General features: G+C 57.2%; 28 protein-coding genes. 12 read left to right on the top strand and 16 right to left on the bottom strand.

Annotated features, from left to right (window positions below):
• Nucleotides 1-584 precede the first annotated feature (584 nt).
• On the bottom strand, nt 585-1,553 hold the full coding sequence (gene glk, locus GKA01_RS12160) for a glucokinase (protein ID WP_146863491.1): 969 nt from the start codon (nt 1,551-1,553) through the stop codon (nt 585-587).
• A gap of 112 nt (nt 1,554-1,665) precedes the next feature.
• The gene (locus tag GKA01_RS12155; protein ID WP_146863488.1) at nt 1,666-2,466 is read right to left on the bottom strand and encodes an SDR family NAD(P)-dependent oxidoreductase; all 801 of its coding nucleotides are present in this window, start codon (nt 2,464-2,466) and stop codon (nt 1,666-1,668) included.
• A gap of 139 nt (nt 2,467-2,605) precedes the next feature.
• On the opposite strand from GKA01_RS12155, the gene GKA01_RS12150 reads away from it, so the two are divergent.
• Nucleotides 2,606-3,799 carry a hypothetical protein gene (locus GKA01_RS12150; RefSeq protein ID WP_146863510.1) on the top strand — a complete coding sequence of 398 codons (1,194 nt, stop codon included), beginning with the start codon at nt 2,606-2,608 and terminating at the stop codon, nt 3,797-3,799.
• A 22-nt stretch (nt 3,800-3,821) separates the two neighbouring features.
• On the opposite strand, the gene thiL is transcribed toward GKA01_RS12150, so the two are convergent.
• From thiL to nrdR, 3 genes are read right to left on the bottom strand one after another with little or no spacing between them, the layout of a single operon-like run.
• Entirely contained in the window at nt 3,822-4,790 is a 969-nt protein-coding gene (gene thiL / locus GKA01_RS12145; RefSeq protein WP_146863485.1) for a thiamine-phosphate kinase, read from the bottom strand.
• Nucleotides 4,791-4,793: 3 nt separating this feature from the next.
• A complete protein-coding gene (gene nusB / locus GKA01_RS12140) occupies nt 4,794-5,279 on the bottom strand; it encodes a transcription antitermination factor NusB (RefSeq protein WP_146863482.1) in 486 nt (161 codons plus the stop codon).
• Nucleotides 5,276-5,776, bottom strand: a complete 501-nt coding sequence (nrdR, locus tag GKA01_RS12135) for a transcriptional regulator NrdR (protein ID WP_146863480.1) — start codon at nt 5,774-5,776, stop codon at nt 5,276-5,278. Before nrdR ends, nusB begins: the two co-directional genes overlap by 4 nt.
• An 88-nt stretch (nt 5,777-5,864) precedes the next feature.
• Between nrdR and GKA01_RS12130 the strand changes: the two genes are divergently transcribed.
• Nucleotides 5,865-6,374 carry a copper chaperone PCu(A)C gene (locus GKA01_RS12130; RefSeq protein ID WP_228119796.1) on the top strand — a complete coding sequence of 170 codons (510 nt, stop codon included), beginning with the start codon at nt 5,865-5,867 and terminating at the stop codon, nt 6,372-6,374.
• 16 nt (nt 6,375-6,390) lie between these two features.
• Here GKA01_RS12130 and recQ read toward each other — a convergent pair whose 3' ends face one another.
• From recQ to GKA01_RS12095, 8 genes are all read right to left on the bottom strand, one after another.
• Nucleotides 6,391-8,259, bottom strand: a complete 1,869-nt coding sequence (gene recQ / locus GKA01_RS12125) for a DNA helicase RecQ (protein WP_146863477.1) — start codon at nt 8,257-8,259, stop codon at nt 6,391-6,393.
• Between the two features lie 12 nt (nt 8,260-8,271).
• Complete coding sequence (locus GKA01_RS12120; RefSeq protein WP_146863474.1) at nt 8,272-8,679, bottom strand: OmpA family protein; 408 nt, start codon at nt 8,677-8,679, stop codon at nt 8,272-8,274.
• A 55-nt stretch (nt 8,680-8,734) separates the two neighbouring features.
• The gene (gene cydC / locus GKA01_RS12115; protein WP_146863471.1) at nt 8,735-10,432 is read right to left on the bottom strand and encodes a thiol reductant ABC exporter subunit CydC; all 1,698 of its coding nucleotides are present in this window, start codon (nt 10,430-10,432) and stop codon (nt 8,735-8,737) included.
• Nucleotides 10,429-12,114, bottom strand: a complete 1,686-nt coding sequence (cydD, locus tag GKA01_RS12110) for a thiol reductant ABC exporter subunit CydD (RefSeq protein ID WP_146863468.1) — start codon at nt 12,112-12,114, stop codon at nt 10,429-10,431. Before cydD ends, cydC begins: the two co-directional genes overlap by 4 nt.
• A gap of 113 nt (nt 12,115-12,227) precedes the next feature.
• The gene (locus GKA01_RS12105; protein ID WP_146863465.1) at nt 12,228-14,012 is read right to left on the bottom strand and encodes a sensor histidine kinase; all 1,785 of its coding nucleotides are present in this window, start codon (nt 14,010-14,012) and stop codon (nt 12,228-12,230) included.
• An 86-nt stretch (nt 14,013-14,098) separates the two neighbouring features.
• Nucleotides 14,099-14,272 carry a NepR family anti-sigma factor gene (locus GKA01_RS13670; RefSeq protein ID WP_167506376.1) on the bottom strand — a complete coding sequence of 58 codons (174 nt, stop codon included), beginning with the start codon at nt 14,270-14,272 and terminating at the stop codon, nt 14,099-14,101.
• 198 nt (nt 14,273-14,470) lie between these two features.
• Nucleotides 14,471-15,046, bottom strand: a complete 576-nt coding sequence (locus GKA01_RS12100; RefSeq protein ID WP_146863462.1) for a sigma-70 family RNA polymerase sigma factor — start codon at nt 15,044-15,046, stop codon at nt 14,471-14,473.
• A gap of 131 nt (nt 15,047-15,177) precedes the next feature.
• Nucleotides 15,178-15,681, bottom strand: a complete 504-nt coding sequence (locus GKA01_RS12095; protein ID WP_228119824.1) for a sigma-70 family RNA polymerase sigma factor — start codon at nt 15,679-15,681, stop codon at nt 15,178-15,180.
• A gap of 226 nt (nt 15,682-15,907) precedes the next feature.
• On the opposite strand from GKA01_RS12095, the gene GKA01_RS12090 reads away from it, so the two are divergent.
• Both GKA01_RS12090 and GKA01_RS12085 read left to right on the top strand, forming a co-directional pair.
• Nucleotides 15,908-16,648 (top strand): response regulator, encoded by a 741-nt coding sequence (locus GKA01_RS12090; protein WP_146863459.1) that lies wholly within the window; start codon nt 15,908-15,910, stop codon nt 16,646-16,648.
• Nucleotides 16,649-16,709: 61 nt separating this feature from the next.
• Nucleotides 16,710-18,515: an ABC-F family ATP-binding cassette domain-containing protein gene (locus GKA01_RS12085; RefSeq protein WP_146863456.1), complete on the top strand. Its 1,806-nt coding sequence runs from the start codon at nt 16,710-16,712 to the stop codon at nt 18,513-18,515.
• Between the two features lie 15 nt (nt 18,516-18,530).
• On the opposite strand, the gene GKA01_RS12080 is transcribed toward GKA01_RS12085, so the two are convergent.
• On the bottom strand, nt 18,531-19,526 hold the full coding sequence (locus tag GKA01_RS12080; protein WP_146863453.1) for a Gfo/Idh/MocA family protein: 996 nt from the start codon (nt 19,524-19,526) through the stop codon (nt 18,531-18,533).
• A 160-nt stretch (nt 19,527-19,686) separates the two neighbouring features.
• Here GKA01_RS12080 and secD point away from each other — a divergent pair, with 160 nt between their 5' ends.
• Together secD and secF are read left to right on the top strand one after the other, a co-directional pair.
• On the top strand, nt 19,687-21,228 hold the full coding sequence (gene secD, locus GKA01_RS12075; protein WP_146863504.1) for a protein translocase subunit SecD: 1,542 nt from the start codon (nt 19,687-19,689) through the stop codon (nt 21,226-21,228).
• A gap of 5 nt (nt 21,229-21,233) precedes the next feature.
• Nucleotides 21,234-22,172 (top strand): protein translocase subunit SecF, encoded by a 939-nt coding sequence (secF, locus tag GKA01_RS12070; protein WP_146863450.1) that lies wholly within the window; start codon nt 21,234-21,236, stop codon nt 22,170-22,172.
• Nucleotides 22,173-22,221: 49 nt separating this feature from the next.
• Here secF and GKA01_RS12065 read toward each other — a convergent pair whose 3' ends face one another.
• Together GKA01_RS12065 and mscL are read right to left on the bottom strand one after the other, a co-directional pair.
• Nucleotides 22,222-22,620, bottom strand: coding sequence for a hypothetical protein (locus GKA01_RS12065; protein WP_244289209.1), 399 nt, complete (start codon nt 22,618-22,620; stop codon nt 22,222-22,224).
• An 8-nt stretch (nt 22,621-22,628) separates the two neighbouring features.
• Nucleotides 22,629-23,087, bottom strand: coding sequence for a large-conductance mechanosensitive channel protein MscL (gene mscL, locus GKA01_RS12060; RefSeq protein ID WP_146863444.1), 459 nt, complete (start codon nt 23,085-23,087; stop codon nt 22,629-22,631).
• A gap of 189 nt (nt 23,088-23,276) precedes the next feature.
• Between mscL and rpmE the strand changes: the two genes are divergently transcribed.
• The 6 genes from rpmE (at nt 23,277) to GKA01_RS12030 (ending at nt 26,932) form a co-directional block, all read left to right on the top strand.
• Nucleotides 23,277-23,504 (top strand): 50S ribosomal protein L31, encoded by a 228-nt coding sequence (gene rpmE, locus GKA01_RS12055; RefSeq protein WP_062028708.1) that lies wholly within the window; start codon nt 23,277-23,279, stop codon nt 23,502-23,504.
• Nucleotides 23,505-23,660: 156 nt separating this feature from the next.
• Nucleotides 23,661-24,119: an Hsp20 family protein gene (locus GKA01_RS12050; protein WP_194265809.1), complete on the top strand. Its 459-nt coding sequence runs from the start codon at nt 23,661-23,663 to the stop codon at nt 24,117-24,119.
• Between the two features lie 229 nt (nt 24,120-24,348).
• On the top strand, nt 24,349-24,933 hold the full coding sequence (locus tag GKA01_RS12045) for a DUF1013 domain-containing protein (RefSeq protein ID WP_146863441.1): 585 nt from the start codon (nt 24,349-24,351) through the stop codon (nt 24,931-24,933).
• Between the two features lie 152 nt (nt 24,934-25,085).
• Nucleotides 25,086-25,286, top strand: a complete 201-nt coding sequence (locus GKA01_RS12040) for a YdcH family protein (RefSeq protein WP_011253895.1) — start codon at nt 25,086-25,088, stop codon at nt 25,284-25,286.
• The gene (gene purE, locus GKA01_RS12035; protein WP_146863438.1) at nt 25,287-25,811 is read left to right on the top strand and encodes a 5-(carboxyamino)imidazole ribonucleotide mutase; all 525 of its coding nucleotides are present in this window, start codon (nt 25,287-25,289) and stop codon (nt 25,809-25,811) included. It begins immediately after the preceding gene.
• Nucleotides 25,808-26,932, top strand: coding sequence for a 5-(carboxyamino)imidazole ribonucleotide synthase (locus GKA01_RS12030; protein WP_146863434.1), 1,125 nt, complete (start codon nt 25,808-25,810; stop codon nt 26,930-26,932). The genes purE and GKA01_RS12030 overlap by 4 nt, the downstream gene beginning before the upstream one ends.
• The last annotated feature ends 3 nt before the right edge of the window (nt 26,933-26,935 follow it).

The raw sequence follows: 26,935 nt of genomic DNA, 5'->3' as shown, positions 1-26,935 counted from the left end.
AGAAAGAGAACACATCGGGCCGCGTCAACGGTTTTATGCGAACGATTTTGGGAAGTCTTTTGTTTGCAATGGGATAGGAAGCCCCCTGCCCTTCCTCATGGAATCTGATTATCGATGCCATCTTGCTGCCCTGAGGCCTGCAAGAAGGGGATGGGATACAGAGGGGTAGAGACGCACGAGTCGCATATAGGTGAAAATGAAGAAAATCGTTTTACAAAATGCGCGAAAAACGGCGGTTTCGTGTGAGTGTATTTTGCGGTTTTACACAGCTAAGTGTTTGATTTTGTTCAGCATGTCGTTCCCGTCCGAACCTCCAGAGACAATTTCAACCCGCAGAAAACAGCCAATTTCTAGCCGGTGTTGCAGTCCTTTGCAGTTGGGCCTTATCTGGGTCTATGACGGATAATGTTAGGTCTATAAAGACGGCGCTTTTTTTTCGAGCGTGACATGATGGAACGCCAGTTGCTTTCGCCTTGGGCCTCTGACGCCGTCTTCCGAATCGTAAAACGTCCATACCATATTTCACCTTGATATCTTTCAAGGTGACGGGATCGCTTTTTGTCTGGAAACGACCCCGCTGGATCTTACGGGTGGGCCTCTGCGTATGCTGCCGCTGCGCCGAAGAGGCCTGGCTGTGGGTGTGTGATGATCTTGACCGGCATTTCGCTCATCATCGCCTCGAAGCGGCCCTTGGCTACGAACCGTTCCGCAAACCCGGAATAGCTCAGGATGTTGGCCAAGCGGAGCCCAAGACCGCCGCCAATGACGACGCCCCGTGCGCCGTGAGCGAGCGCCAGATCGCCCGAAATCGCCCCGAGGCTGAGACAGAAGCGTTCGAGCGCGGCAACGGCGACCGTGTCTGAGCCGTCCAGGGCGTTCTTCCACAGTGTTCGGTTATCACGCAGCGTTATCGGCCGGCCTTGCATTTCCGCGATGACTTCGTAGAGATTGGTCAGGCCCGGACCAGAGACAATCCGTTCGGCAGAGACACGTCTGAAGCGGAGACGCAGTGCGCTGAGGATTTTGTCTTCCAGTTCGTCCAGTGGCGGATAATCCAAATGACCACCTTCGGTTTCCATAACGAAATACCGTTCATTCCGGCGTAGCAGGCAGGCGGCTCCAAGCCCTGTCCCGGGGCCGATGATCGTGATGGCTCCTTCCGTGGGGAGGTCGATGTCAGGGCCACAGAGATGCTTCATGCAGGAGGAATCAACCTGCGCCACGGCATGCGCGACTGCGCCGAAGTCGTTGACGAGGATGAAATTGTCCAGATGTAGGCGGGATGCAAGCTGGCTCGGCTGGATAATCCATGGATTGTTCGTCAGTTTCAGGATTTCGCCGCTGACAGGACATGCGACGGCAATGCCCGCCTCGCGTGGAAGCGTACGGTTGAGGGTGCGACCGAATGTTTCCCACGCCAATGCAAGACTTCCATGCTCGGCACATTTGAGCGTTGTTGCCTCGCCCAGTGTCACGACCTTACCGTTCTCGATGGACGCGATTGCAAAGCGTGCGTGCGTTCCACCGATATCGACGGCTACGATTTCCCTCATGGCACCTCTGGTCCTCTGGCAATGTTGGCTTGATCGCCTACGCTTTTCTTGACAGGCAGCAGTTGCCTACTGCCATCGCTACGTCAAGTTTCGGATATGACCACTTTCGTCATTAGGCAGGACGCTGCCTGACGTCGGCTGTTCTCAGAAGTCTGTGGACAATGGCGCGGGGTACGATCATCTCAAGGAAACGCGCGATGGCGAACGGCCATGGAAAAAGAAGGTGCGCCCGTCCCTGACCAATTGCGCGGGCAATCATGCGCGCTGCTTTCTGCGAAGATACGAGGAAAGGTCTCGCCCCCTCCAGACGCTGGCTCATGGGCGTATCCACATAGCCAGGTGAAATCAGGGTAACAGAAACATGATGGGGCGTCATGGCGGCATGAAGTGCCGTACTGAAGCGGGCTAGTCCGGCTTTGGAGCCGCTATAGGCCGTGGCGACCGGAAGATCATGGAACGCCGCGACTGATCCGATCAGGGCGATTCTGCCCCCTTTGCGCAAGGCCATTCGGGATGCCATTTCGGTCGCGAGCGTCACTGGTGTCGTGAAATTGACCAGAGAAATCTCGTGCACCTGCTCCGCCGTCTCGGTCAGAGCCCCTTCGGGACGGATGTCTCCCAGTCCTGCCCCGAGAATCAAGATGTCGATCTGGCGGTCGTCGTCGGTTTTGCGAAGAGCGTGCAGAGCGGCGTCCGTCTTGCGCAGATCTAGCGAGAAAATCTCGGCAGTGGCCCCTCTGCGGACGACCTGGGCTGCGACATCCTTAAGACGCGATTGGTTTCGTCCCCAAAGTGTCAGATGTGTTCCTGGGCGGGCGTAATGAAGAGCCAGAGCTGCCCCAATGCCGCTTGATCCACCGGTAACAAGGACATGAAATGGAGTGTCTGAAGAGGAGAAAGGGGCATCTGACATGGTTAACCGCTTTAATCGTGGTCGGATCGGGACTGGAAGGGTATAGCCCTCCCATGCAACAAGATGCGACCCCGTGCCGCACCGGCACATCAGCCCGTCGGACGGGATGCTGTTTTCGACCAGAGGTGTATCTGCCGTTATGACACTGCCCGACAGGACTGATATCCCTGCGCCACATGATGATCTTGTGGTCCGGCCAGTGACTACGCGTGCCGACCTCAAACTGTTCATGACTCTGCCGCGGAGAATTTACGCGGGAATGGCAGGGTTCGTCCCGGCGTTGGACATGGAACAGGACGAGCTGCTCAATCCGAAGAAAGCTCCGATTTTCCGCCATGCCAGCATCCGCTATTTCCTGGCATGGCGCGGGACCACGGCTGTGGGGCGTATCGCCGCGATCGTCGATCATCGCGCCATAGAGCACTGGGGGGCAAAGATCGGCTGCTTCGGTGCGCTTGATGCAGTTCCTGAAGGACGGATCGTTAAAGCACTTCTCGACACGGCTCGGCACTGGCTGCGGCTGCAAGGCATGCAGACAATGCGCGGGCCGGTTACTCTGAGCGGGAACGGCGAATCGGGGCTGATGATCGACGGGCAGGATCAGCCGCTGATGGTCGCCATGCCCTGGCACCCCCTTCTGCTTGGCAAACTGGTAGAAGATGCAGGGTACAAGCCTGTTGAGGATCTTCTCAGTTACAAGCTCGATCTCGACGACCAGACCGAGTCGCGCTTCAAGGTCCCCGGCGACCTGAAGATCGGGGAAGGCCGGTTGGGTTCGATTGCTATTCGGCGTCTGTCCAAGAAGCAGATTGCCCAGCAGGGAGAAATCCTGCGTCAGCTCTACAACGACGCATGGAGTGACAAATTCAATTTCGTGCCGCTTCAGGATTACGAAATGAAGGCCATGATCAAGCAGCTTGGCCCGGTTCTGCGTCCCGAACACTACGTCCAGATCGATCAGAACGGTGAACCGGTTGCGATGGCGCTGGTGGTTCCGAATCTTTACGATATTGCCGGCGATCTCGGGGGCTCGCCCTCCCCTCTGGGGTGGGTGAAGCTGGCAGCCCGTCTTACGACACATCGTTTCCATTCTGCCCGGGTGATTCTGCTTGGGGTGACGCAGAAGCTCCGTGGTACTGTTCTGGGGGCTCTGTTGCCCTCACTGGCCATTGCGGAATTGATGCGCAGGCGTAAATCCCTACCCTATTCCTGGGTGGAGCTGGGATGGATCCAGGCCTCGGACTCCAACATGCGCAATCTGGCAGAAAGCATCGTGCCGGAACCATACAAGCGCTACCGTCTTTACGAACGGGCTATTGAAGATGCTGCATGACAGGTGTCTGAACCATGGGGTGTCAGAAATGCTGCCAGCCCCTCGTTTCAGAGATAATTTCGCAACCCGCCGCATCCAGAATTTTGACGCCTGAACCTGAACGGACAGTCCCAATCCGCCGTATCGGAACGCCTGCTTTCTGACAGACGGCCTGAAGCGTTTTCGCCTGTTGTGGCGCGCAGGTGAGCAGAAGTTCGTAGTCATCTCCCCCACTCAGGCGCTGCATCAGAAAATCGGGACCCAGTGCCGCGGCTGCGTCGGAAGTGGGTACGGTTTGCGCTTCGATAAGAAGCTGAACGCCGGACTCGTGGGCGATATGGCCGCAATCCTGAATCAGACCGTCGGAGATATCCATCGCCGCACTCACAATGCCATGCAGAGCCAGTCCTGTTCTCGGACGAGGAAGTCGGTATCGCTCTGCAAGAAAACCGGACGGATCAGAAATTTTCCCCTGAAGTGCAAGCAGACCGAGTGCACCGTCACCGATTGTCCCCGTAACCCAGATTTCGTCTCCGGGTGCCGCTCCATTCCGGCGAAGAGCACTTCCCCGGTCCAATAGGCCGAAGACTGTGGCGGATATCACCAGAGGTCCCGTTATCGAGGTGGTGTCACCTCCAAGAAGATGGATGCCATAATCTCTCTGGTCGGCGGCGAGACCACGGGAGAATCCTGAAAACCAGTGTTCGTCGTATCGCCCGTTCCGCGGAACTGTAACGTTCAACGTATAGGCGTGGGGTCGTGCACCCATGGCAGCGAGATCGGATAGATTGCAGCGCAGGAGCTTGCATCCGAGCGTCTCAGCTGGATCGTCAGGCAGGAAATGGACGTTTTCGACCATGGTGTCCGTAGAGATGGCAAATTCTTTTCCATCCGGGCACCGCATCAGTGCGCAGTCGTCGCGCAGGTCTAAACTTCCGGAACCCGCGAGGGGGCGGAAATAGCGGGCGATGAAATCGAATTCGCCCGTTCCGGTTACGCCCCTCGCAGTCATTGTTCAGGCGTTACCGGTCTCACTGCGGCGGCTGAGCGTATCGAGGATGCCGTTTACCATCTTGGGTTCATCTCCTGAGAAGAACCCGTGCGCGACGTCCAGATATTCATTGATGATGATACGGTCTGGCGTGTCGGTGCCGATGAGTTCGAACACTGCGCCGCGAAGAAGGGCGCGCAGAACAGGATCGAGACGAGGCAGGGGCCACTGTTCCGGCAGGACATCGCCCAGTTTTGCGTCGATCTCGTCCTGGCGGCGTGTGACGCCAAGCATGATTTCCTGAAAAAGCTTCAGATCGGCGTCAGGAATGTGACCGTCCTCGAAAGAGGCGGTTGAGCTCACCCGGCGATGGCGGATGAACTGGCTGATGACGGTCTCTGCCGTATCACCTGACTGTTCACACTGAAACAGGCCCTGAACGGCGGCGACGCGGGCGATAGTCCGGCTGCGGCGTGTCGGGTTCGCGGCAGGGGCGTCGGTGGCGGTCATGGTGTCTCCTGGGAATCGTCGGGAGGCGGAATGGCCGCCTCCCCGGGGATGGGTTTCATATCGGCGAGGATTTTTGAAAACGCCTCGACCTCGCGAAAATCGCGATAAACGCTGGTGAAGCGGACATAGGCCACACCATCCACCTCACGCAATGCGTCCATTGCGAGCTGACCGATGCGATGGGAAGAAATTTCATGTTCTCCGGACGCTTCAAGCTGTCGCACCAGCCCGTTGACCAGTCTCTCCTGCCGCTCTTCAGGAACCGGGCGCTTGCGTAGGGCGACGCGAATGGAGCGCGCCAGCTTGTCCCGGTCGAAGGGCACGCGCCGCCCGTCTGCCTTGGTGACGGAAAGCTCCCGAAGCTGAACGCGCTCAACGGTTGTGAAACGCTGCGTGCACGCCGAGCAGACGCGTCTGCGCCTGATGGCGACACCGTCCTCCGTAGAGCGGCTGTCCTTGACCTGTGTGTCGTCATGTCCGCAAAAAGGGCAACGCATGCGCGATCCTGAGTGTTCGGGCCTTTCGCGGCCGGGGAAATGGGAGCAGTTTACCGGATGATGCGTTTCGGCCCAAACGGGCCTGTTCATGACCGGGAGACTGTCGTTGCAACGGGTATTTTTCCTGACCGCCCTCCTTATACTCTCCATTCCGCCTGCAATGGCCCAGCAGGTGCCTCCGGGCGCTCACGTAGCGCCTGACGCAGATCATGATGCCCAACGGGTGGTGGTCATGGACGGGACCTTCCGCCCGTCAGCCTATTTTCCCGATCGCGGTGCAGGCTATTTTACGATTCGCAATGATGACAGTGTTGACCATCTGCTCAAGGGTATTTCTTCCCCCCTCTGTCAGAACGTTGTCGCGCACCATACGAATCAGCAGCAGACTGACGGGGCGAATGACCTGTTCACCCATCTGGCCCTGCCGCATGACTCCACAATGATCTTTCCGCGATCCGGTTACCACATGATGTGCATGGGCATCCGTCAGATGCCCGCACGCGGAAGCAAGGTGCCTTTTACGTTCGATATTCTCAATGGCGGCAGTATTACCGTCAGCTTCACCGTTACGGATCCTGATGAACTGACGCACGACTGAAGTGAGGCCGTGTCCGTTAAGGCGCGGAGACCGGCTCCCGAATTTCGCGCAGGACTGTCAGGACGGCACTTCCATAACGCTCCAGCTTGGACGTCCCGACCCCTTTTATGGTTCCAAGTTCGGTAGCGTTGGCAGGCTGCTCGCGCGCGATGTCCCGTAAAACGGAATCGTGAAAAATAACATATGGCGGAATTTCCTGCTCTCGCGCTTCAGACAGGCGCCAATGGCGCAGCGCATCGAAATAGGACTTTTCTTCTGCGGAGAGGCGATCGTTCTCTGTATGCCCATCTGAACCGGCACTAGCTGTCAGGACAGCCTTTGCCTCCAGGCGAAGGGCCACGCGCTCTTCGCCCCGCAGGATTGGGCGCGCGATGTCACTCTGCAGGGCCAGACTGCCGTATTCGCCATGCATGCGAATGGCGCCGCGGGCGATCAACTGACGGATGACGGCCCGCCACCATTGTTCGGTATGTTCCTTGCCGATTCCGAAGACCGACAGTTGTTGGTAGGCGTTGCGCTCAATTATCTCGTTGAGTTTACCGCGCAGGACGTTGGAAAGCTGCACCGCGCCGAGACGCTGACCTGTCCGGTAAATGGCGGAAAGAACCTTCTGTGCGGCCTGTGTTCCGTCAAACGTTGAAACCGGACTGATACAGTTGTCACAGTGGCCACAGGGCTGTGGCAGGTTCTCGCCAAAACATGCTAAAAGCGCCTGGGTTCGGCAGCCAGTAGTTTCCGTGAGCGCGATCATGCTCTCCAGTCTGGCCTGCATGATCCGCTTCTCATGATCAGGCGCACTGGACTGCTCGAGCCAGTACCGCGCCCGCGCCATATCCTCGCCGCCATACAGCAGGAGTGTATCTGAGGGCTCACCGTCGCGTCCGGCGCGTCCGATCTGCTGATAATAGGCTTCAGGGGACGAGGGCATATCCAGATGGACGACGCAGCGGACGTCTGGCCGGTCGATACCCATACCGAACGCGATTGTAGCGACGATGATCATTTCCTCACCGGAGCGGAAACGCATCAGGGTCGCACGTTTTTCAAGCGTCGACAGCCCGGCATGAAACGGCAGCGCCGTCAGTCCCTTGTCCTGAAGCATTTTCGCAACCCGCTCCGTTTTGGTGCGGCTGCCGCAATAGACGATTGAGGCCCCTTCCCTGTGCGTTTGAAGAACCTCGAGGAGCTGTCGGCTTTCACTTGCCTTGGCGTGGGCTTCGATATTGAGATTGGGACGGTGAAAGCTTGCCATCAGGACACGCGCGTCAGGCATGTCGAGCGCTGTAAGAATGTCGTCACGTGTCCGGGGATCAGCGGTGGCCGTTAACGCGATGCGTGGGACGCCGGGGAACATTTCCGGAAGGCTTGCAAGAGCGCGATACTCGGGCCGGAACTCATGGCCCCATGCGGAAATGCAATGGGCTTCATCAATGGCGATCAGGGAAATGACGCGTTTTGAGAGGAAATTTGCCGTTGTCGGCTGAAGCAGCCGTTCGGGAGAAATATAAAGAATGTCGATCCGGTCGTGACGCAGGTCGGCATGAAGCTGGTCACGTTCGTCGGGTTCTAGTCCTGAATGGAGAGCGGCCGCCCGAACCCCAAGCTGTCTCAGCCCTGCGACCTGATCATCCATCAAGGCGATCAGGGGTGAGATGATCAGACCCATCCCGTCACGACAGAGAGCAGGCACCTGATAGCACAGACTCTTTCCACCGCCCGTGGGCATGAGAACGAGAACGTCTCCACCCTGCATGACAGTATCCACGGCATCCTGCTGGAGACCGCGAAAGCCGGAAAATCCGAAGACATCCGCCAGTATGCCTTCTGGCGAAACCTGCGGGTTTGAGCCCGGAGCGACTGGTAGGCCTGACTGTGCCTGTGTCATCCCGGGGCCGGATTAGTGGCCCGGAACGATTGTGATGGAGACACGACGCAGGGCGACGTGTGAATCTTCAAGCTCGCTTGGCGTGTATGGCGTCATTTCGATCCGTGCGCCGCCAAGGCCGTCATTGCTGAGCTGGGTTGCGACGGTCTGGGCGCGGCTTGTGGCCAGCTCCTTCAGGACGGCTGCATCGCCATTGGTTCCGGCAGACCCCGAGACTCGAACGACGCTTGCATGTTCAGCGCGAGCGGCAGTTGCAGCTTTTGTGACCACAGCCTGCGCGACGGGGCTCAGCGTAACGGACTCACGATCGAAGAAAACGACATAGCTGTCACGCGACGGCTGTTCAGCACATCCTGCCAGCGCGGCTGACAGAACGAAGACCGGGGCCGCAATGCGGATGAAAGAAGAGAGACGTGCCATGGGGTAGCGTCCTGTCAGGGTGTGTAAGCGTGAAGCCGAACCGGGTCGGAACCGGTCAGCACGCAATGGAAATAACCTGTCCGTCCTCAAGGCGCCAGATGCGGTCAAGTTTTTCCACACCTGTCAGACGATGAGCGATCAGCAGGACGCTCCTTCCTTCGGTTGCGACATTCAGCGTCTCAAGGAAAGCCCGTTCTGTCTCGGCATCCAGACCTGTAGCGGGTTCATCAAGGACAAGAATTGGCGCATCGGAAAGCAGCACGCGTGCGAGCGCAATACGCCGTCCCTGCCCACCTGACAGTTTTGAGCCACCTTCCCCGATCCATGTGTCCAGACCGTCTGGGAGATCACGGATAACATTGGCAATTCTGGCCTGTTCAAGGGCGCTCCAGAGCTCTTTATCAGAAAGGTCGGTTCGTCCGAGAAGCAGGTTGCCGCGAATGGTGTCGTCGAACAGATGGCTGGCCTGGGACAACCATGCGATCTGGCGCCGCAAATCGTCATCGCGAAGCGTGGTAATATCCGTTCCGCCAAGGAGAATTTTTCCACGTTCGGGAGATGCTGCCTTGAGAAGAAGTGCTGCGAGACTTGATTTCCCAGCACCTGAATGACCGATCAGTGCGACACGCTCGCCCTGTCGGAGTGTCAGGGTCAGATTATGGAAAACGGGTGCACGGTCAGGAGCCCACCGGAAGGTTACGTTTTCAAGCTGCAATTCCCGACTGGCAGGAAGTGGCGCAGTTCCTTCCGGTGCGGGAGGCGCATGGTCGGCAACTTCAACAATGCGCCGGGCAGCATGAGCCACCTGTCCGCTGAGGAGACCGGCTCGTCCCAGCGACGTCACGCCCTCAAGGGCAGTTATGGCGACGAATAGAGCCGTTAGACCTGCGATGACAGGAGTCCGAGGAAACAGGATCCCTGCCGTTGCGCAGAGAATCACGACGACACCTGCCTTGGCGACAAACCCAGCAAAACCCTGCATCAGAGCCATACGGATCTGCTGGCGGCGTTGCGCCCTGAAAAGGGTTTCCTGTCGGCTCGTTACTGCCGCTGCCAGAACATCTTCTGCACCGAAAGCACGCGCTTCGCGCAGTCCGGATGTCAGATCGAGAGCGGCCACCCTCAGGTCGGCTTCAGCCTTAAGAATGTCCGGCCCAAAGCGGCGGGACAGTCGCGCACCCATCAGAGGCAGGACGAAGGCGAGTACCGCAAACAGAGCACCTGCCGTCAGGCCTGCTCCTACCCCTGCCCGGAACCAGACAAGAAGGACGATCGGAAGTGTGAGGCCTGCTGAGACAAGAGGAACGAGTATACGGAGATAAAGATTATCGAGCGTCTGCACGTCGGAGACGAGACGGGACAGAAGATCTCCTGAGCGCTGAAAGCCCAGTCCAGCCGCCGCGCCACCAGCGAGTTTGCGATAAAACCACACACGCAGATCCGCGAGGGCGCGGAACATGGCGTCATGCGTGTAGAGGCGTTCGCTGTAGCGCAGGACGATCTGGCCAATACCTGACAGTCTCAGGAGCAGATATCCAGCGCTCACTCCAATGGCTGCTCCAGCAATCCGGCCACCGGCCTGCCCCATAAGGGCAAGACCCGCACAGACCGCCAGTTCCGCCAGAATGAGCCCTGTGATCAGGCGGCTTCGTTGCGGGCGCCAGACGTGGAGAATTCTGGAGAGCGCGGTCGCACTGTGGGATTCAGGTGTTGAAGTTCCAAAAGTGGAAACTTCAGGCACGGAATTGCTCATGCCGCCTCTCCTGTAAAGGCGATGACACGACCGCCATCAAGAACAAGGTGACGCCCCTGGAATTGTCGTGCCTGAGTGGAGTGACTGCACAGGATGACTGTCCGCCCACGGGCAAGCTCTCTGAGACTGGTAAGGATTTCGGCTTCGGTTGTCGGGTCGAGATGGGAGGTGGGCTCATCAAGCAGCAGAAGCGGCGCATCTTTGAGATAGGCCCTCGCGATGGCTATACGCTGCGCCTGTCCGCCCGAAAGGCCGTAACCACCCTCCCCGATCCGGGTTTCCAGACCGTCCGGCAGGGAAGGAAGATACTGATCAACGGCGGCGGCTCGTATGGCCTGCCGCAAATCATCGGTGGAGGCATCGGGGCGGGCGAAGAGAATATTTTCCCGGATCGTTCCTGCGAAAAGAACCGGTTTCTGGCCAATCCAGCTGATCAGGGATGCAATCTGTCGTGGCGCCAGGGTCTGCATGTCCTGTCCATTCAGGAGGATGCGTCCCGCTGAGGGCGCTACAAAACCGAGAAGAAGTTCCAGTAGGGTTGATTTCCCAGCGCCCGATGCTCCCTCAAGGATCAGCGTCGATCCTGCGGGTAGAGCAAAATTGACGTCATGAATAACAGCCCCACGTTCACGATCCCACGCGAAACAGAGATTTTCTGCGGAGACCGAAAGTCCCTCTTCAGTATTCAGGGACGCGAGTTTTTTTTCGCTTTTTTCGGAAATGGGTGCCAGTTGATGCATAGCTTCCGCCGCAGCAGTGGCGTGCGCGCGGTCCTGATAGGCCGCCGACAGGGCACGGAAAGAGGCGAAGGCCTCTGGCACAAGGAGCACCGCATAAAGCGCGCGTGTCAGGGTGCCTGCAGAGGTTTGACCGGTCAGGGCATGTGCCTGTGTCACGACGATCAGCACGAGGGCTACTACCATTGCGACATCGGTTGTTGCGGAAGCAAGAAATGCGATCCGCAGGACTTTCATCGTACGTAGGCGAAGATCATCGGCACTTTTGGCGAGCGCCTCGGTCTCACGGTCGGTTGCGCCGGAGAGTACGATGGTCGCAATTCCGCGTACCCTGTCCAGAAAACGTGTCTGAAGACGAGCCATGGCCAGAAACTGGCGACGGGATGCGACCGCGGTGGCAATGCCAAAAACGGCCTGAAAAATCGGGAGTGCTGCACAGCAAGCTGCAAGAATCAGACCGGCCTGATGATTTTCAACATAGACCGCGATCACGACCATCCATTGCGAGACCAGCCACAGGGACGATGCAGGAAGCCAGCGGGCGAAATATCCGTCCAGCGCCTCGATCCTGTCGACCAGAGTGGCGGCGACTGTCGCGCTATGGTGACGCCGAAGCAGTGCTGGTCCCTCGCCGATAATGCGCTCCAGTACCTCACGGCGAAGGCGGCGACGGGCGTGAATGCCGGCGGATGAGGCCATAATTTCCTGGAGGGTGGAAATCAGGACACGGCAGATGCAGGCCACAGCAAAAACGACGATGGCAGGTCCGGTGCTGTCGTCGTCTCGGATTAGCACCGAGGCAAGAGTTCGCGCGAGCGCCCATGCCTGAAGGAGTCCGAACGCTGTGGAGAGCAGTCCAAGGAGTACTACGGCGGAGGTCCGGAAGCGACTTGCGCCCCCCTGTGCCTTCACCCACGCTTTAGCGATTGTCTTGTCGGCCTTCATGATCCCTGCATATAGGGTGCAAAAGCCCGACAAGACAGAGCGGGACGCATTTCTTGCCGCTTATTTATATTTTTTTGTAAAACTGAAGCCTGAAAAGGAGTGGAGAGCGGGTTTTACACGTCCGTCTCTTCTCTCTGGGCGATCGCACTGCGCGCCATGGCGAGAGCTGTGAGAGAGGGCCGTTCCGGCACGAACTGAAGAATATACCAGGTTCCGTTTTCGGTCTGCACAGTCATATCGGCGTTGATCTGACGCGCAAATCCACGAATGAGCTGCATTCCGATTCCTTCCCGACGCATGCGGGATTCAGTGGCCCGACCGGCGTCGATTCCGATTCCGTTATCTCCGAGTCTGAGTTCAACCAAGCCTTCTTGGTCTGTAGATGTATGAACGATTTTATGAAGACTGATTGCAATATGGCCCGATCTGTTTTGTGGGAACGCATAACGCAGGGCATTGCTGACTACCTCGGTAACGATCAGCGCAATGGGGACTGCCTGATCCGGTGAGATCAGCACGTGTTCAATATCGAGCTTGAGACGGATACGGGTCTGAGCGTTCATGCCATTGGCAGACAGCAGGATACTGCAAAGTTCCTCGAGAAAACTCTGTACATCGAGGGCAGACAGACCGTTCTCTGAATAGAGATAGCGATGCAGCGTTGCGAGCGCCCTCACCCGGTCCCGTACGAGCCGGAATTCCTCACGCGCCTCGTGCGAACGGATGCGGCTTGCCTGAAGGTTTAGCAGGGATGCGACAACCTGGAGGTTGTTCTTAACCCGGTGGTGAATTTCTCGGATAAGCATATCTTGGTTGCGCGCGGACTGCTCGAGATCCTTTTCATGTTGACCCAGGCGTCTCGTCGCTCGCAGAAATGCTTTCTCAAGATGTCTGATTTCAAGAGGGATTGCGTGACTGATTCGGGGTGCAAAAGCTGCTCCCCGTCGCCATTCTGCTACGGCACTTGCAAGCTTTTCCAACGGCTCAACCAGAAAAAGTCGCGCGCCCATCGCGACAGCCAGCAGTTCGATGAGGAGCAGGCCTACAATCAGACTGACGCGAAGCAGAAAGATATTAAGGGCGCGACTTTCTTCCGCAGTGCGCTCAGTCGCTACAATCAGGCTGACGGGCCCATAAGCGTTCTGAAAAGCATAAGTCGTTCCCTCGCTCGTAAAAACGTCCTGAAGTCTGAGAGACGATATGTCTTGCCGGAGGTGAGCCAGAGCTTTCGGTGGCAGGTCCGCAACTACTGGCTGATCCGGGAAAAGCGAATAAAGAGATCCGCCTGGCATTGCCAGAAAGTGCTTCGTTTCACTGGCCATGCCGAGTAGTCGCCGGTTGTCCCTTTTGGGAAGATGACTGCGCTGCCATCCCAATGTTCTCACGGCAACAATATAGCCGGAGACTGCATTGTTACTGAGAATGGGAACAACAAATTTGAGGAGCGGGCCACGTTCCCCCGTGAGAACGTTAACACCGACCATAGGCAGTTTTGATGAGCCTGTTGTAAGCGATGAGACGTTAAAATCGGGCGAACGGCATATTGCCGCGTCCTGAGTTGATGGCGGGGGTAATATAACCGAGGGGCGTCCTGCCACATCCGTCAGCATTAGAAGACAGTAGTTATGCTGGGAGATCGTCTGGACCAGCGCAAATTCTCTCAGGGCGTTCCCAGAGGAAATATCCCCATCGGCCAGCATGTCCAGAAGGGTATGGGTCTGATCAAGATCAGTCGTGATTTCCGAGATTGCCAGCTGGGTATCGCGTTCAGTACGCAGCGCGCTGTTGCCAACGTTTTGCTGATAGCTGTGCCAAGCTAGAAAAGACGCAATAACGGCAAGAGGCAGAGTCGTGGCAACAATGAGCGCCATGACCCTGGCACCGACCGTGTCCAGCATCCGGAGACTGCGCAGACGCCATTGTCCAGACCAGAATCGAGCGTTAAGGCGCGAATCTTGGTCTGGCGAACCAGACCGCGTACCAGTCACTTGTTTCGGTCTTCCTCAATCAGCCGGAGCAGCTCTTCAGGAATTGGCTCGTTCGCAACATCGTCAAAAAGCTGATGCAGGCCCCTGCTCAACCAAATTCCGAAGGGAGAGTCTTTTTCATCCCCTCCGTCATCATCGGCTGACGCTTTCCGCTTGTCTCCTGCGGTCATTGGCTGGTCCTGAACCTTCCTGTGACGTCAGAAGATGCAAAACGTGCACCTCTGATTCTGGCTGTGGCGCTCTTCCGGATCACTTAGGAAGCGTTCCCGTTCACTGAGTTATCCACCTTATCTTACGGAAACAGCCTCTTTTCTGCAATCACTGCCAAACTGGAACGGGTCCGCAGAGAATGAACTGGGATGCCTTGATCAGGAAAGTAGTAGATCGTGAGCGGACTGGCCGTCACGATGACGTATATCCATGGCATCCCGTAGGGCTTTGACCTTCATGCGGAGTCTGTCGTTCACGGGAAGATCCCCATTCATCCAGGCTTCAAGCTGGCGGCGGGCACGGAAAACCCTGCTCTTCGCGGTACCTACGGCGCAGTCCGTTGCTTCCGCCAGAGCTTCGTAACTCATGCCCTGTATTACAACCATGACGAGAGCTTCACGCTGGTCGGCAGGCAGTCGGGAGAGCGCCATCGACAGGTCCTTGAGAGCTAGGTTGTCTTCATGCGTTGCAGGGCTCGCAAAGGAGGATGCGGGCACATCATCGATATCCGTGGTCTCACGACGTTTGCGTAGATCGGAAATGAAACGGTTACGAAGGATACGGTGCATCCACGCCGAAAAATTCGTACCCGGGATAAAGCTGTTCTGGGCGGCCAGAGCATTGCACACGGCGTCTTGCACAAGGTCTTCAGCGGCGGCGCGGTTCCGGGTCAGTGAGAGAGCCTGAATACGCAGCTTCGGAAGAATGGCAATGACCTGATCGTGGAATGTCATGGAACTCACTCCTGCTTTCATTCTGTTTTCACGGAATCAATGAATAGCCAGAAGGAAAGGTTGCATTTGGGAGCACAAAAAAAATCCAAAAACCGAAAGGAAAACCCTAACTCATTGAAAAATAATAATAATTAAACAATTTTATTTTCGGATTCTGAATGGATTTCCATGTTTTCCCGTCCGGAAAGTTCTGCAAGCTGTGCGCGGGCTCTCGAAACCCTGGCGCGCATTGTCCCTGACGGAACATCACATACCCGGGCCGCATCTTCATATGACAGCTCCTGCGCGCCTACGAGAATCAAGGCTTCACGAAGAAGGTGCGGAAGCCTCCAGAGCATTTCCCCGAGATCCTGCAGTGTATCCCGGTTATGCTGACGTAATGGCATCGCGTCTGAAGCAGGGGCATCGAATTCGATGTCCTGCATAATTTCCAGTTCCCGGCTCCGGCGTCGGTTCTGCTCATAGAAAGCGTGTCGCTGAATTGTGAAAAGCCATGCTTTCAGCACACTTCCTTCCTGAAACTGTGTCTGTGCCGCTAGTGCGCGAACGATGGTTTCCTGAACGAGGTCATCAGCAGCACTCTTCTCGCGAGTAAGGAAGCGCGCAAATCCTCGTAGGTCGGGAAGGCATTGCAGAAGCTCCCGATGGAAATTTCCCTTGTTCGAGAGAGGCTCTGACGAATGGCCCGCGGGGACTTGTGTGCTCAGAAGATGTTCCTTCGCGCGACGTAGCCAACGAGCCGACAGAAACGGAGACTATACGTAGATTAGGCATCGTGTCATGATTATTCAACCTTCCATAGTGAGATGCGTCCTTTAAGGATGTGTCTGCCGAAATTTTCTTCCAGGAGGCTATCGAGCAATGAGTGATTCCGCGCGGCAGGAACTCGTCAAAGCGCTTCCTTATGCACGCCGTTTTGCACGGGCCCTCATGGGAGAGCAGAAGAGTGGCGATCAGCTCGTAGCTACAGCCCTCAGGGAGTTGGTGGAAAACCCGCGCGAGAACACCCTTTCCCCGCGATCTGCGCTGTATGGATTACTGGTTGAGGCGTTCACGAAGCAGCATGAGGTCAGCGTATCCGTTGGTATACCTCTGCGTCAGCGCGCGCTCCTGCTGCTAACTTCTCTTGAAGAGCAGTCCCTTGCCTCAAGCGCCAGAGCTCTGGGCATGAGCGATGAGGAGGCGGCTTCCGAACTTCGTTCAGCCCGTGAGGGGTTACGGGGCATCGCACAGACCAGCGTTCTGATCATTGAAGACGAACCGATCATCGCGATGGACATTCAGGATCTGGTGGAGCGTTGCGGACATCTGATTGCGGGTGTTGCTCATACCGAGGCTGACGCGGTCGAACTGGCAGGAAAAACGAAACCCGGGCTCATCCTTGCTGATATCAATCTTGGCGGTGGCGGCGATGGAATGCAGGCCGTGGGGCGGATTCTGCGGACACATGAAGCGCCGGTCATTTTCGTGACGGCTTATCCTGAGCGTCTTCTGACCGGGGAAACGCAGGAGCCGTCATTCGTCATTACGAAACCCTTCGAGCCTATGACTCTCGCCGTCGCGACCTATCAAGCGGTGACAGGTGGCGTCACGCCGGTCTGAAAGCATCAATTCAGGTCGCGGCAGCTTGCAGCGGACGTCGTGCTGCGACACATAGGGAGCCATGTCGGCACCTATACTCTCCCTGCAGAACATTACTTTCACTCTCGGTGGACGCCCGCTCCTTGACGGAGCAGAGCTCGCTGTTCTTCCGGGGGAGCGGATCTGTCTTGTCGGACGCAACGGATCCGGAAAATCCACCCTTCTGAAAATTGCCTCCGGAGATATTCTGGCCGATTCTGGCGAGCATTTTGTCCAGCCCGGCACGAAAGTCCATTATTTGGCTCAGGAGCCGGACCTTTCTGCGTATCCGACAACGTTTCACTATGCGTCGGAAGGTCTCGACGAGACGGAGGCCTATCGCGCCCGCTCGATGCTGGCTGAACTTGGTATGACGGGTGACGAAAGCTGCTCTACTCTTTCTGGCGGAGAAGTGCGCCGATGCGCCCTTGCCCGCGCGCTGGCAGCAGAGCCTGACCTGCTACTGCTGGATGAGCCTACGAACCATCTGGACCTTCCTTCCATCATGTGGCTGGAAAAGGAGCTCTCTGCCTCGCGGTGTGCAATGATCGTCATCAGCCATGACAGGCGTCTCCTGGAAACGCTCTCCAGAAGCGTAGTGTGGCTCGAGAACGGCAGGACCCGCAGGTTGGATCAAGGGTTTGCACGCTATGAGAGCTGGAGAGACGAGGTTCTCGAACAGCAGGAGCGCGACGCTCACAAGCTGGATCGTCAGATCGCCCGGGAAGAAGACTGGATGATTTACGGCGTGACTGCACGTCGCAAACGCAATGTCCGTCGTGTCGATGAGCTTGCCGCGCTTCGGGCGCAACGTCGGGACATGGCTTCCCGTGGCAAGGGTACCCTCCGTATGGCGGCTACCGAAGCTGAAAGTGCGGGCAAAATTACAATCGCAGCGGAAGGCCTTAACTGGGCGTTTGATGATCGTGCCATTGTCAGGGATCTTGATCTGCGGATTTTAAGGGGGGACAGGCTTGGTCTGGTCGGAGCAAACGGCGCGGGGAAAACCACCCTTCTGCGTTTGCTGACGGGGCGAATGGAGCCTAAGTCCGGGACTGTGAAAATGGGGCCGTCTGTTTCCATGGTAACCCTGGACCAGCAGCGTGAAGCGCTTGATCCGACAAAAACGCTGGCGGAAACGCTTGCAGGAGGGAGCGGCGACATGGTGCAGGTCGGAGACGAAAAACGCCACGTCATCGGATATATGAAGGATTTTCTCTTCCGTCCGGAGCAGGCACGCACGCCTGTCGGAAAATTGTCCGGTGGCGAGAGGGGGCGTCTTGCGCTGGCATGTGCGCTGGCAAAGCCTTCCAGCCTCATGGTTTTGGACGAACCGACCAATGATCTCGATCTCGAGACGCTGGACCTGCTTCAGGATATGCTGGCTGACTATGCCGGAACGGTGCTTCTGGTCAGTCATGACCGTGACTTTCTCGATCGGGTCGCAAGCTCAGTTCTGGTCTCGGATGGCGGCGGTGAATGGATCGAATATGCTGGCGGCTACTCTGATATGCTGATCCAGCGGGGTGATGTTCCCGCGGGGCGGGAGATAGATGCGGGCCTGATAGAGATCGCGCCGAAATCTGTCTTAAAAACAGAAAAGAAGACCAGGAAGCTCAGTTATAATGACAAGCGGAAACTTGATCTTTTGCCCCAGAAAATGGCCGAACTGGAAAAGGCTATTCAGGCCCATCGTGATACCCTCTCTGACCCTGAACTTTATAGTCGGGACGCGCCGCGCTTCACTCGGATTACGAGCCTTCTGCAATCAGCAGAGCAGGAGCTTGCGCAGTGTGAAGAAGAGTGGCTTGAACTGGAAATGAAGAAGGAAATTATTGAAAACCAGTAAGTTGACAGAAAATTATCATTCTTTACCGGGGTTAGGAATTAGTCCGGAATATTCCATGATCTGACGCGACTTCCGAATGCTGTCGGTCACTTTGATCGCGGCATCAAGCGCCCTGATTCCTGCGTAAGCATCTACCAGAACTGGGGTTCTATGCAGACAGGATGCTGCGAAAGCCGCATGCTCTACAGCAAGATTATCGTGATCTTTCCAGCTTATAGCCTCACGACGGAACCCTCCGGTACCGGGTAGCGGTATTCCTCTCTCCCGACCAATGAAGCTCAGCTTTCGCTCCATGAAATCGGCGGAAAGATAGCCGTCCTGGGAAAACAGACGCATCCGTCTTTCAGTTTTCAGAGAAATTCGGCTGGCCGTTATAGCGGCGACGCAGCCGTTTTCAAACCGTACTCTTGCGTTGGCGATATCCTCATGGGCGCTTGAAACTGCGGCGCCAAGGGCGTCAATTTCTGCAATCGGGCTGTCAACGATGGCCAGGACAAGATCCAAATCATGGATCATCAGGTCCAGAATAACTGACACATCGGTGCCTCTGGGCTTGAAGGGCGCGATGCGTGTTGCTTCGATATAAAGCGGCCTTCTGATCCGTTCAGTAATCGCAGTGTGTTCGGCGGAATACCGCAGCAGATGTCCAACCTGCAGGACGCGGTCAGTTCTCTCCGCTAGTTCGGCAAGAGAATGTGCTTCCTCAAGGGTTGCGGCGATAGGTTTCTCGACGAGAACGTGTTTCCCGGCACATAGTGCCTGGCTGGTCAGTGGGAAATGGTATTCCGCAGGGGCGGCGATGATGACGGCATCAACCTGATCGAGAAGATTTTCATAGCTTGTAGCAATTCCGCAACGAACTTCATCCGCGACCACGCCTGCCCGAGATAGGTCGGGATCGAAAAGTGCAATAAGCTCTTCCGTCGGGTTCGCCGCGGATTTGAGGGCGTGAAACCGTCCGAAATGTCCCGCACCGACGATACCGACCCGGAGCTGCTGCGCTGTATTCATGCCCACACGATTAACAGGCGTGGCGTTTGACGAAAAGGAGGGCCTCCGCCAAACAGGGCAAAAGGTTGCATCGGCAGGGCAGAAACGGCATGGTCCCGGCCTGAAAATGATCTGAAAGACGATCTGTCCAAATCCGCCGAGGACGTCTCGACCTGATATGATGTATTACAGCCGGCTCAGACTGCTGGGCGTCGCAGGGATCTGCCTGATCGGCGTGCTCCTGTGTCTGCCCAATTTCCTGAGTGCTCCCGCACCGTCCCTGCCCTGGCGGCAGATTCATCTGGGGCTCGATCTGCGAGGCGGGTCCTACCTTCTTCTGCAGCTTGATCTGAAATCTCTTGAGCATGACCGTCTTCAGTCGCTGCAGGATCAGGCACGCCAGACCCTTCTGAACAAGTCTCTGGGATATCGGGATTTCGTTCGCGACGATGCTTCGGCCAGCCTGAGCTTCGCGCCACGTTCCGATGCCGAGCGTGATGCCGCATTCAGGGCTATGCAATCGCTGCCTCCAGCAGTTCCTGACGAATTCGCAGCCTCCGAAAAGGATGGTCGGATTGTTCTGACGCTTCAGCACGATGCCATGCTCGCCCGGGCCCGTGAAGCGGTTGCCCAGTCGATCGAGATCGTACGGCGCCGTATTGACGCGACGGGTGCGATCGATCCGAGCATCGCTCGTGAGGGTGACGACCGGATCGTTGTGGAGTTGCCGGGTGTTAGCGATCCGGAGCGGATTAAGAACCTTCTGGGGACAACAGCGCGACTAACCTTCCGGCTTCTCGCGCCCAATCCCAGCGTTGCGAGCCCAGGCTCAACGATGCTTGAGGATGAAAGTGTACATGCGCAGATCGCTGTGCAGGACCACGTGGATGTGGACGGCACCGATCTGACAAACGCGGGTGCCGTCATCGATCAACAGAGTGGCGGCTGGGCTGTGACGTTCCAGCTCAACAGCGCAGGAGCGACGGCATTCGCGAATGTCACGCGGGCCAATGTGGGCAAGCGCTTTGCAATTGTTCTGGACAACAAGGTCATCGAAGCTCCGAACATCATCAGCCCGATTACGGCGGGAAGCGGACAGATCACGGGAGGATTCGATGCTCGCAGTGCTTCCGATCTGGCCCTTCTTCTGCGTGCCGGTGCCCTTCCCGCCCCACTTTCCGTGGTTGAACAGCGGACGATCGGCCCGAGCCTTGGCGCTGCATCCATTCATGCCGGCATCATCAGCCTTCTGACCGGTCTGCTGCTGGTCATTGCTTTCATGGTTCTGTTTTACGGACGCTTTGGCCTGTATGCGGATATTGCCCTGTTTGCGAACCTGATTCTGATGGTGGCGATCCTGTCGCTGTTTCAGGCCACGCTTACGCTTCCAGGGATGGCGGGTATGCTGCTGACTCTTGGTATGGCTGTGGATGCGAACATTCTGATCAACGAGCGTATCCGCGAGGAAGTGAAGCGTGGCCGAGGCCCCCTTCAGGCCTTGCAGGCCGGTTTCGACCGGGCGACCGGCACGATTGTCGACAGTAATGCCACGGCCTTTCTGGCGCATGTCATGCTGTTCGTGTTCGGTACGGGGCCTGTGCGCAATTTTGCCCTGACCATCACTATAGGCATTGTCACGACCCTCTTCACGACTCTCCTGCTGTCACGCCTTCTGGTCGTGCGGTGGTATGCCCTCGCCCGCCCCAAAGAACTTCCGGTCTGATCGTCATGCTGTCACGTCCCCTTTTCCGTTTTGTCCGTGACGATCAGCGCATCAACTTTATGCGCGGTCGTCATATGGGTCTGATCGTCTCGGCGGTTCTTTCCATCGCATCCATCATCCTGTTCTTTCAGCCTGGTCTGAAGCTCGGGTTGGATTTCCGCGGCGGTATCATCGTCGAAGCCCAGACGCCTGGGCCGGCTGATTTCAGCAAGTTGCGTGCGGCTCTGGATCATGCCGGAATTCATCCGGACGCCGTACAGGCTTTCGGGTCGCCGCGTGATGTCCGCATCTCGATCAATGCTCCGGAAGGGGCGGATCGTGAGGCACAGACCCAGAAACTCGTTGATGGCGTTAAGAGCGCGATTTCGGCGGCAGAACCCGGCACGCAGGTTCTTCGCGCGGATGCGGTCGGAGCCTCGGTATCTTCGGAACTGTTCCGGGATGGCCTGCTGGCTCTCGGCTTCAGCCTTGCAATGATCCTGATTTATATCTGGGTTCGTTTCGAGAGGGAATTCGCCATCAGCGCAGTGGTCACGCTGGTTCTTGATCTGACCAAGACGGTTGGATTTCTGGCTATCACGCGCTTCGAATTTGATCTGGTGATGGTTGCTGCCCTGCTCACCATCCTGGGCTATTCCACGAACGATAAGGTCGTAGTTTATGACCGTATTCGTGAGAACCTGCGGAAATACCGCACAATGCCGCTGCGCGAACTGCTGGATCTGTCAATCAATGAGACCCTGAATCGAACGCTCGGTACATCCATGACCGTTTTTCTTGCGGCTCTGCCGCTCGCTCTTTTCGGAGGGAGTACGCTGACCGGTTTTGCGACGGTCATGTTGTTCGGTATTGTCGTGGGAACATCCTCCTCGATCTTCATTGCTGCACCACTCCTTCTCCTGATGGGGGAAAAGCGATTGCGTAAAGAGACCGAAGCCGGATGAGAATAAGTCCCTTTCCCTATAAGGGACTGGAACAAAAAAACCGGTTTCCTCAGGGAAGCCGGTTTTTTTGTATCTGCTCTGAAGCGTCTGGGAGGGCGTCCGGTGGTCCGGAGGATATTTTCCGGTGAAGGTCTGCTATAAGGTTGGAAAGAGCCTTGTCGGCGTCCCGGTTGGCAGCGGAACTCTGTAATGTCAGAGCGTTTACCGTCGCCCGCTGCGCCGCCTTGTCCAGCGTGACCAGTTGGAACAGGCCATCAGGCCCGATCTGTCGTGTCATAACGGCTCCACGGGCCATGCCATGGGCAATCAGATATGCATAAAGCCGTGAATTGGGGGATGGCGGCACGCCGGTAATTCCGGGCCGTGCCGCGCATCCTGCCAGAAAGCCTCCCGCCACCAACAGCGCCGTCGCGGAGCGCAGCATTGCGGTGAAACGGAGAGACTTCATACCGCTCATCAGGAGTTTTTCTGAGCCAGAAGATCACGGATTTCCGTGAGTAGAACTTCTTCCTTGGTCGGTGCCGGAGGAGCGGCAGGTTCTTCTGCCTGCTTGCGGCTCAGCTTGCTGAGGATCCGGGTCAGCCAGAAGATGAAGAAGGCGACGATGAGGAACTGAATGACGGCATTGAGGAATAAGCCGATATTGACAGTGACTGCCCCAGCCTTTTGCGCCTCAGCCAGCGTGTCCTTGACCGGCCCCTTGAGGGTGATGAACAGGTTCGAGAAATCGACACCTCCTGTCAGCAGCCCGATGAACGGTGTCATAATGTCTTTGACGGCGCTACTGACAATCGCACTGAACGCCGCGCCAATGACCACACCGATGGCGAGATCGAGCACGTTGCCGCGCATGATGAATTTCTGGAAATCGCCGACCCAGCCCGGGGTATGCAGCGCGTGCTTGGTTTCGCTCATATCAAACCTTTCTCTGTACCCGTAAAACAACGGTCGCAGGCCTGACATCCGAGCCTGCCTTACTTACAAGAGATAAACGGACTCACGCGATCCAGTAAAGGCCACTTTCATCAGGAAGAAGTTTCCGTTATACGCGCCTGATGATTCGCTCCGGTCGGCATCGGAGCTTTCTTTATGGAGTAGACATTCATGAAATCCGGCATCCATCCCGACTATCACGAGATCACCGTCATCATGACCGACGGGACCGAGTATAAGACGCATTCCTGCTATGGTGAGCCGGGCGCGACCCTGCGTCTCGACGTCGATCCGAAGTCCCATCCGGCATGGACGGGCGTCCAACGTATGATGGACACCGGAGGCCAGGTCGCGAAGTTCAACAAGCGCTTTGCTGGCATCGGTACGCGCACGAAGTAATTCTGCGCCCTCCTCACGCCTTCATCTTGAAGGTTGCGAGGCTGAAACCTATCTGGAGAACCAGCCGCGATGCCTTTCGGGTCGCGGCTGGTTCAACCATTGCATTTTGCCGTTTCGGGAAATGCACCAGATGATTCCTGCCAGAAGGAGGTTTCAGTGACCTACGATTTTACACCGCTGTTTCGCAGCGCGATCGGTTTTGACCGGCTTGCTACGATGGCAGGTAATGTTGCCAATGCTCAGGCCCTTCCGAGCTATCCCCCCTACAATATCGAAAAAACCGGCGAGACTAACTACGTCCTGACGATGGCCCTTGCGGGTTTCCACCCTGAAGATGTGGACGTAATTCAGGAGGAAAACACGCTTGTTGTCAAAGGACGTGTTCCCGAAAACAGCCGTGATCGTGAGTGGTTGCATCGCGGGATCGCGACCCGGGCCTTTGAACGCCGTTTCGTCCTCGCTGATCATACGGAAATCGAGCGCGCGGAACTTGTGAACGGTCTGCTGGCGATCGCTGTCAGGCAGGTCATTCCTGAAGCCGCCAGACCCCGTCGCATTCCGGTGCAGAGCGTTTCAGGGCAGCATGCTTCCCTGGAATCGGTTCAGGCTGCCTGAACATTCGGAGCAGACACTTTGGGAACGGGAATGCCTGTAAAAGCATTCCCGTTTTCTTTTTGTCGCTTGACCATTCCGGCTTGAGTGCCCCATACCCGTTTGCATTATCGCAGAGCATCCAGCAGGTGCCGCGATCATATCCCGGGCGGGATTGGTTCCTCGCCGGATACGCCCGATCGGTGCCTGCGGAAGCCGGCTCCATCCGTGTCCCAGCAAGGAACGCACTGACATGACCCTGCCTTTGATGCCCAAGGCCACGGCCGTCTGGCTAATTGAGAAAACCGGTCTTACTTTTACCCAGATCGCGGAATTCTGCGGCATGCATCCGCTTGAGGTTCAGGCGATCGCCGATGGTGAAGTGGCCGCCGGCATCAACGGCTATGATCCTGTCAAGAACCACCAACTTGCGGAAGCTGAAATCAAGCGGTGTGAAGCTGATACCACAGCACGCCTTAAGATCATGCCGACCGCCAGCCCGGTGAAGCGTCGCGCCAAGGGGGCCCGCTATACCCCCGTTGCCAAGCGCAACGATCGTCCGGATGCCATCGCGTTCGTCCTGCGCCAGTTTCCCCAGCTTTCCGAAGCGCAGATCGTCAAGCTTCTGGGCACGACCAAGGACACCATCACCAAGGTGCGCGATCGCCAGCACTGGAACAGTGCTAACATCAAGCCGCGTGACCCCGTGATCCTTGGCCTGTGCACCCAGACGGATCTGCATGCAGCTGTGACGGCTGCCAATGACCGTCTGGCCCGTGAGGGTCATGCGCTTCCGGTGGTTGAAGCTTACGTTCCTGAAAGCGACAGTCACGACTGATTTGCAGGATCCAGGAAGCGGGCCTGATACGCCTGCTTCTGATGAAAGCCTGACAGGTACTGGTCCGGTGCCTGTCAGGCATGATACTGCAATGAAATAGTGGAAAGAATCAGTCTCTCCACACGCCTGACCGTTCTCCGGGACCGGATGCCATGATGACTGACGACAATGCCATGCTCAAACGTCTGCACGAATTGCGCAGCGAGCATCGCGATCTTGACACCGTCATCGAGCGTCTCGTCCATCATCCCCTTAACCAGCTTCAGCTTCAGCGCCTTAAAAAGCGCAAGCTTCAGCTTAAAGATGAAATTTCTTGGATCGAGACCCGTCTCATCCCGGATAACATTGCCTGAATGAGCCAGACCCTCTCTACCGACGAAACACTCCAGAACGACATGCCGATCCGTGTCGGCGTCATTATGGGCAGCCAGTCCGACTGGGATACCATGCGTCACGCCTGCGAGATCCTTGATGATCTTGGAATCGCGCATGAGAAGCGTATCGTTTCGGCCCATCGGACGCCGGATCGACTGGTTGAGTATGCAAAAACGGCGCGTCAGCGGGGATTGCATGTCATTATCGCGGGAGCCGGGGGCGCTGCCCACCTTCCGGGAATGTGCTCCGCCTGGACAAGTATTCCCGTTCTGGGTGTTCCAGTGCAGAGCCGTGCCCTTAATGGGCAGGACAGCCTGCTTTCCATCGTTCAGATGCCGGGGGGTGTCCCTGTTGGTACGCTTGCCATTGGCAAGGCAGGCGCGACCAATGCGGGGCTTCTGGCCGCGTCGATCCTTTCGGTCACCGACGCCCGGGTCATGGCACGGCTGGATGCATGGCGGGCGACGCAGACTGCAGCCGTAGCGGATGTGCCTGTCGAATGACACATGACAGGGTTTTTGCTCCCGGTAGCACAGTCGGGATCATAGGCGGGGGGCAGCTCGGTCGAATGTCTGCCGTGGCCGCTGCGAAGCTGGGCTATCACGTTCATCTCCTCAGTCCCGAATTTCCGGGGCCGGCTACCGAGGTTGCAGCGTCCGTCACAATCGGTGCCTATGACGATCCGGAGGCGCTTGAGGATTTTGCATCCCGCTGCGATGTCGTAACTTTCGAGTTCGAAAATATCAGCGCCAGGGGGCTGGCGCTCCTCGAACGACACAGGCCGGTGCGGCCTGCGGGCGAGATCCTTCGGATCAGCCAGGACCGGATTGCAGAAAAGACACGTCTTTCCGAAATCGGTGTCGGGCTTGCGCCTTGGCGTGCCGTCAATGGTCCGGCAGACCTTGCCGCACTGGAGACGCTCGGCTTTCCCCTGATCCTGAAGACGACGCGGTTCGGTTATGACGGCAAGGGACAGTTCCGCGTTCGTGATGCCGGGGAACTGGCTGCTCTGGCAGACCTGCCGTATCCTCTCGTCGCGGAGAAAATGATCGATTTCGAGCGCGAACTCAGCGTAATGGTGGTGCGCGGCCTGGATGGGACCGTGCGCTGCTTCGATACGGTCGAGAACAGGCATCGCGACGGCATTCTGGACGTGACACTTGCCCCCGCGCGGATCATGCCGGGTCTTGCCCGACAGGCTCAGGATATGGCCGCACGGATTGCCGATGCTCTGGGCCTGATCGGGATTATGGGCGTGGAGATGTTCCATGCCGCTGATGGCACGCTTCTGGTGAACGAGATCGCCCCTCGTCCCCACAACTCCGGTCACTGGACCATGGATGCATGTCTTGTCGATCAGTTTGAAATGCATGTTCGTGCGGTAACGGGGCTTCCACTCCCGCCGGCCCGGCGTCATTCCGATGCGGTCATGCACAATCTGATCGGACCTGAAGACATGGCGCGCGTCCCTGCCATCCTTGCCACGGACGGAGCGTCGCTGCATCTGTATGGTAAAAATGAGGCTCGTCCGGGCCGGAAGATGGGTCACGTGAATACGATTTTCCCGCGTGGTGCGTTGCCCGGCGAACTGGCCCTAGACGTTCTTCTGCCGCCTCGCGCCTGAGAT

It is taken from the genome of Gluconobacter kanchanaburiensis NBRC 103587, from assembly GCF_007988905.1.
Taxonomy (GTDB): domain Bacteria; phylum Pseudomonadota; class Alphaproteobacteria; order Acetobacterales; family Acetobacteraceae; genus Gluconobacter; species Gluconobacter kanchanaburiensis.
Note: the sequence above shows the minus strand (reverse complement) of the source record. Positions and strands in the feature narration are given on the sequence as shown.

What these genes read in the sequence shown, in the direction of transcription:
- mscL (WP_146863444.1), bottom strand. Translation starts at nt 23,087, where the DNA reads ATGAGCGAAACCAAGCACGCGCTGCATACCCCGGGCTGGGTCGGCGAT.
- cydD (WP_146863468.1), bottom strand. Translation starts at nt 12,114, where the DNA reads ATGAAGGCCGACAAGACAATCGCTAAAGCGTGGGTGAAGGCACAGGGG.
- GKA01_RS12105 (WP_146863465.1), bottom strand. Translation starts at nt 14,012, where the DNA reads ATGCTGGACACGGTCGGTGCCAGGGTCATGGCGCTCATTGTTGCCACG.
- secD (WP_146863504.1), top strand. Translation starts at nt 19,687, where the DNA reads ATGTATTACAGCCGGCTCAGACTGCTGGGCGTCGCAGGGATCTGCCTG.
- GKA01_RS12040 (WP_011253895.1), top strand. Translation starts at nt 25,086, where the DNA reads ATGATGACTGACGACAATGCCATGCTCAAACGTCTGCACGAATTGCGC.
- GKA01_RS12130 (WP_228119796.1), top strand. Translation starts at nt 5,865, where the DNA reads ATGACCGGGAGACTGTCGTTGCAACGGGTATTTTTCCTGACCGCCCTC.
- GKA01_RS13670 (WP_167506376.1), bottom strand. Translation starts at nt 14,272, where the DNA reads ATGACCGCAGGAGACAAGCGGAAAGCGTCAGCCGATGATGACGGAGGG.
- recQ (WP_146863477.1), bottom strand. Translation starts at nt 8,259, where the DNA reads ATGACACAGGCACAGTCAGGCCTACCAGTCGCTCCGGGCTCAAACCCG.
- nrdR (WP_146863480.1), bottom strand. Translation starts at nt 5,776, where the DNA reads ATGCGTTGCCCTTTTTGCGGACATGACGACACACAGGTCAAGGACAGC.
- secF (WP_146863450.1), top strand. Translation starts at nt 21,234, where the DNA reads ATGCTGTCACGTCCCCTTTTCCGTTTTGTCCGTGACGATCAGCGCATC.
- thiL (WP_146863485.1), bottom strand. Translation starts at nt 4,790, where the DNA reads ATGACTGCGAGGGGCGTAACCGGAACGGGCGAATTCGATTTCATCGCC.
- glk (WP_146863491.1), bottom strand. Translation starts at nt 1,553, where the DNA reads ATGAGGGAAATCGTAGCCGTCGATATCGGTGGAACGCACGCACGCTTT.
- GKA01_RS12030 (WP_146863434.1), top strand. Translation starts at nt 25,808, where the DNA reads ATGACACATGACAGGGTTTTTGCTCCCGGTAGCACAGTCGGGATCATA.
- nusB (WP_146863482.1), bottom strand. Translation starts at nt 5,279, where the DNA reads ATGACCGCCACCGACGCCCCTGCCGCGAACCCGACACGCCGCAGCCGG.
- cydC (WP_146863471.1), bottom strand. Translation starts at nt 10,432, where the DNA reads ATGAGCAATTCCGTGCCTGAAGTTTCCACTTTTGGAACTTCAACACCT.
- GKA01_RS12080 (WP_146863453.1), bottom strand. Translation starts at nt 19,526, where the DNA reads ATGAATACAGCGCAGCAGCTCCGGGTCGGTATCGTCGGTGCGGGACAT.
- GKA01_RS12100 (WP_146863462.1), bottom strand. Translation starts at nt 15,046, where the DNA reads ATGACATTCCACGATCAGGTCATTGCCATTCTTCCGAAGCTGCGTATT.
- GKA01_RS12045 (WP_146863441.1), top strand. Translation starts at nt 24,349, where the DNA reads ATGACCCTGCCTTTGATGCCCAAGGCCACGGCCGTCTGGCTAATTGAG.
- GKA01_RS12120 (WP_146863474.1), bottom strand. Translation starts at nt 8,679, where the DNA reads ATGGCACGTCTCTCTTCTTTCATCCGCATTGCGGCCCCGGTCTTCGTT.
- GKA01_RS12085 (WP_146863456.1), top strand. Translation starts at nt 16,710, where the DNA reads ATGTCGGCACCTATACTCTCCCTGCAGAACATTACTTTCACTCTCGGT.
- purE (WP_146863438.1), top strand. Translation starts at nt 25,287, where the DNA reads ATGAGCCAGACCCTCTCTACCGACGAAACACTCCAGAACGACATGCCG.
- GKA01_RS12150 (WP_146863510.1), top strand. Translation starts at nt 2,606, where the DNA reads ATGACACTGCCCGACAGGACTGATATCCCTGCGCCACATGATGATCTT.
- rpmE (WP_062028708.1), top strand. Translation starts at nt 23,277, where the DNA reads ATGAAATCCGGCATCCATCCCGACTATCACGAGATCACCGTCATCATG.
- GKA01_RS12065 (WP_244289209.1), bottom strand. Translation starts at nt 22,620, where the DNA reads ATGAAGTCTCTCCGTTTCACCGCAATGCTGCGCTCCGCGACGGCGCTG.
- GKA01_RS12090 (WP_146863459.1), top strand. Translation starts at nt 15,908, where the DNA reads ATGAGTGATTCCGCGCGGCAGGAACTCGTCAAAGCGCTTCCTTATGCA.
- GKA01_RS12155 (WP_146863488.1), bottom strand. Translation starts at nt 2,466, where the DNA reads ATGTCAGATGCCCCTTTCTCCTCTTCAGACACTCCATTTCATGTCCTT.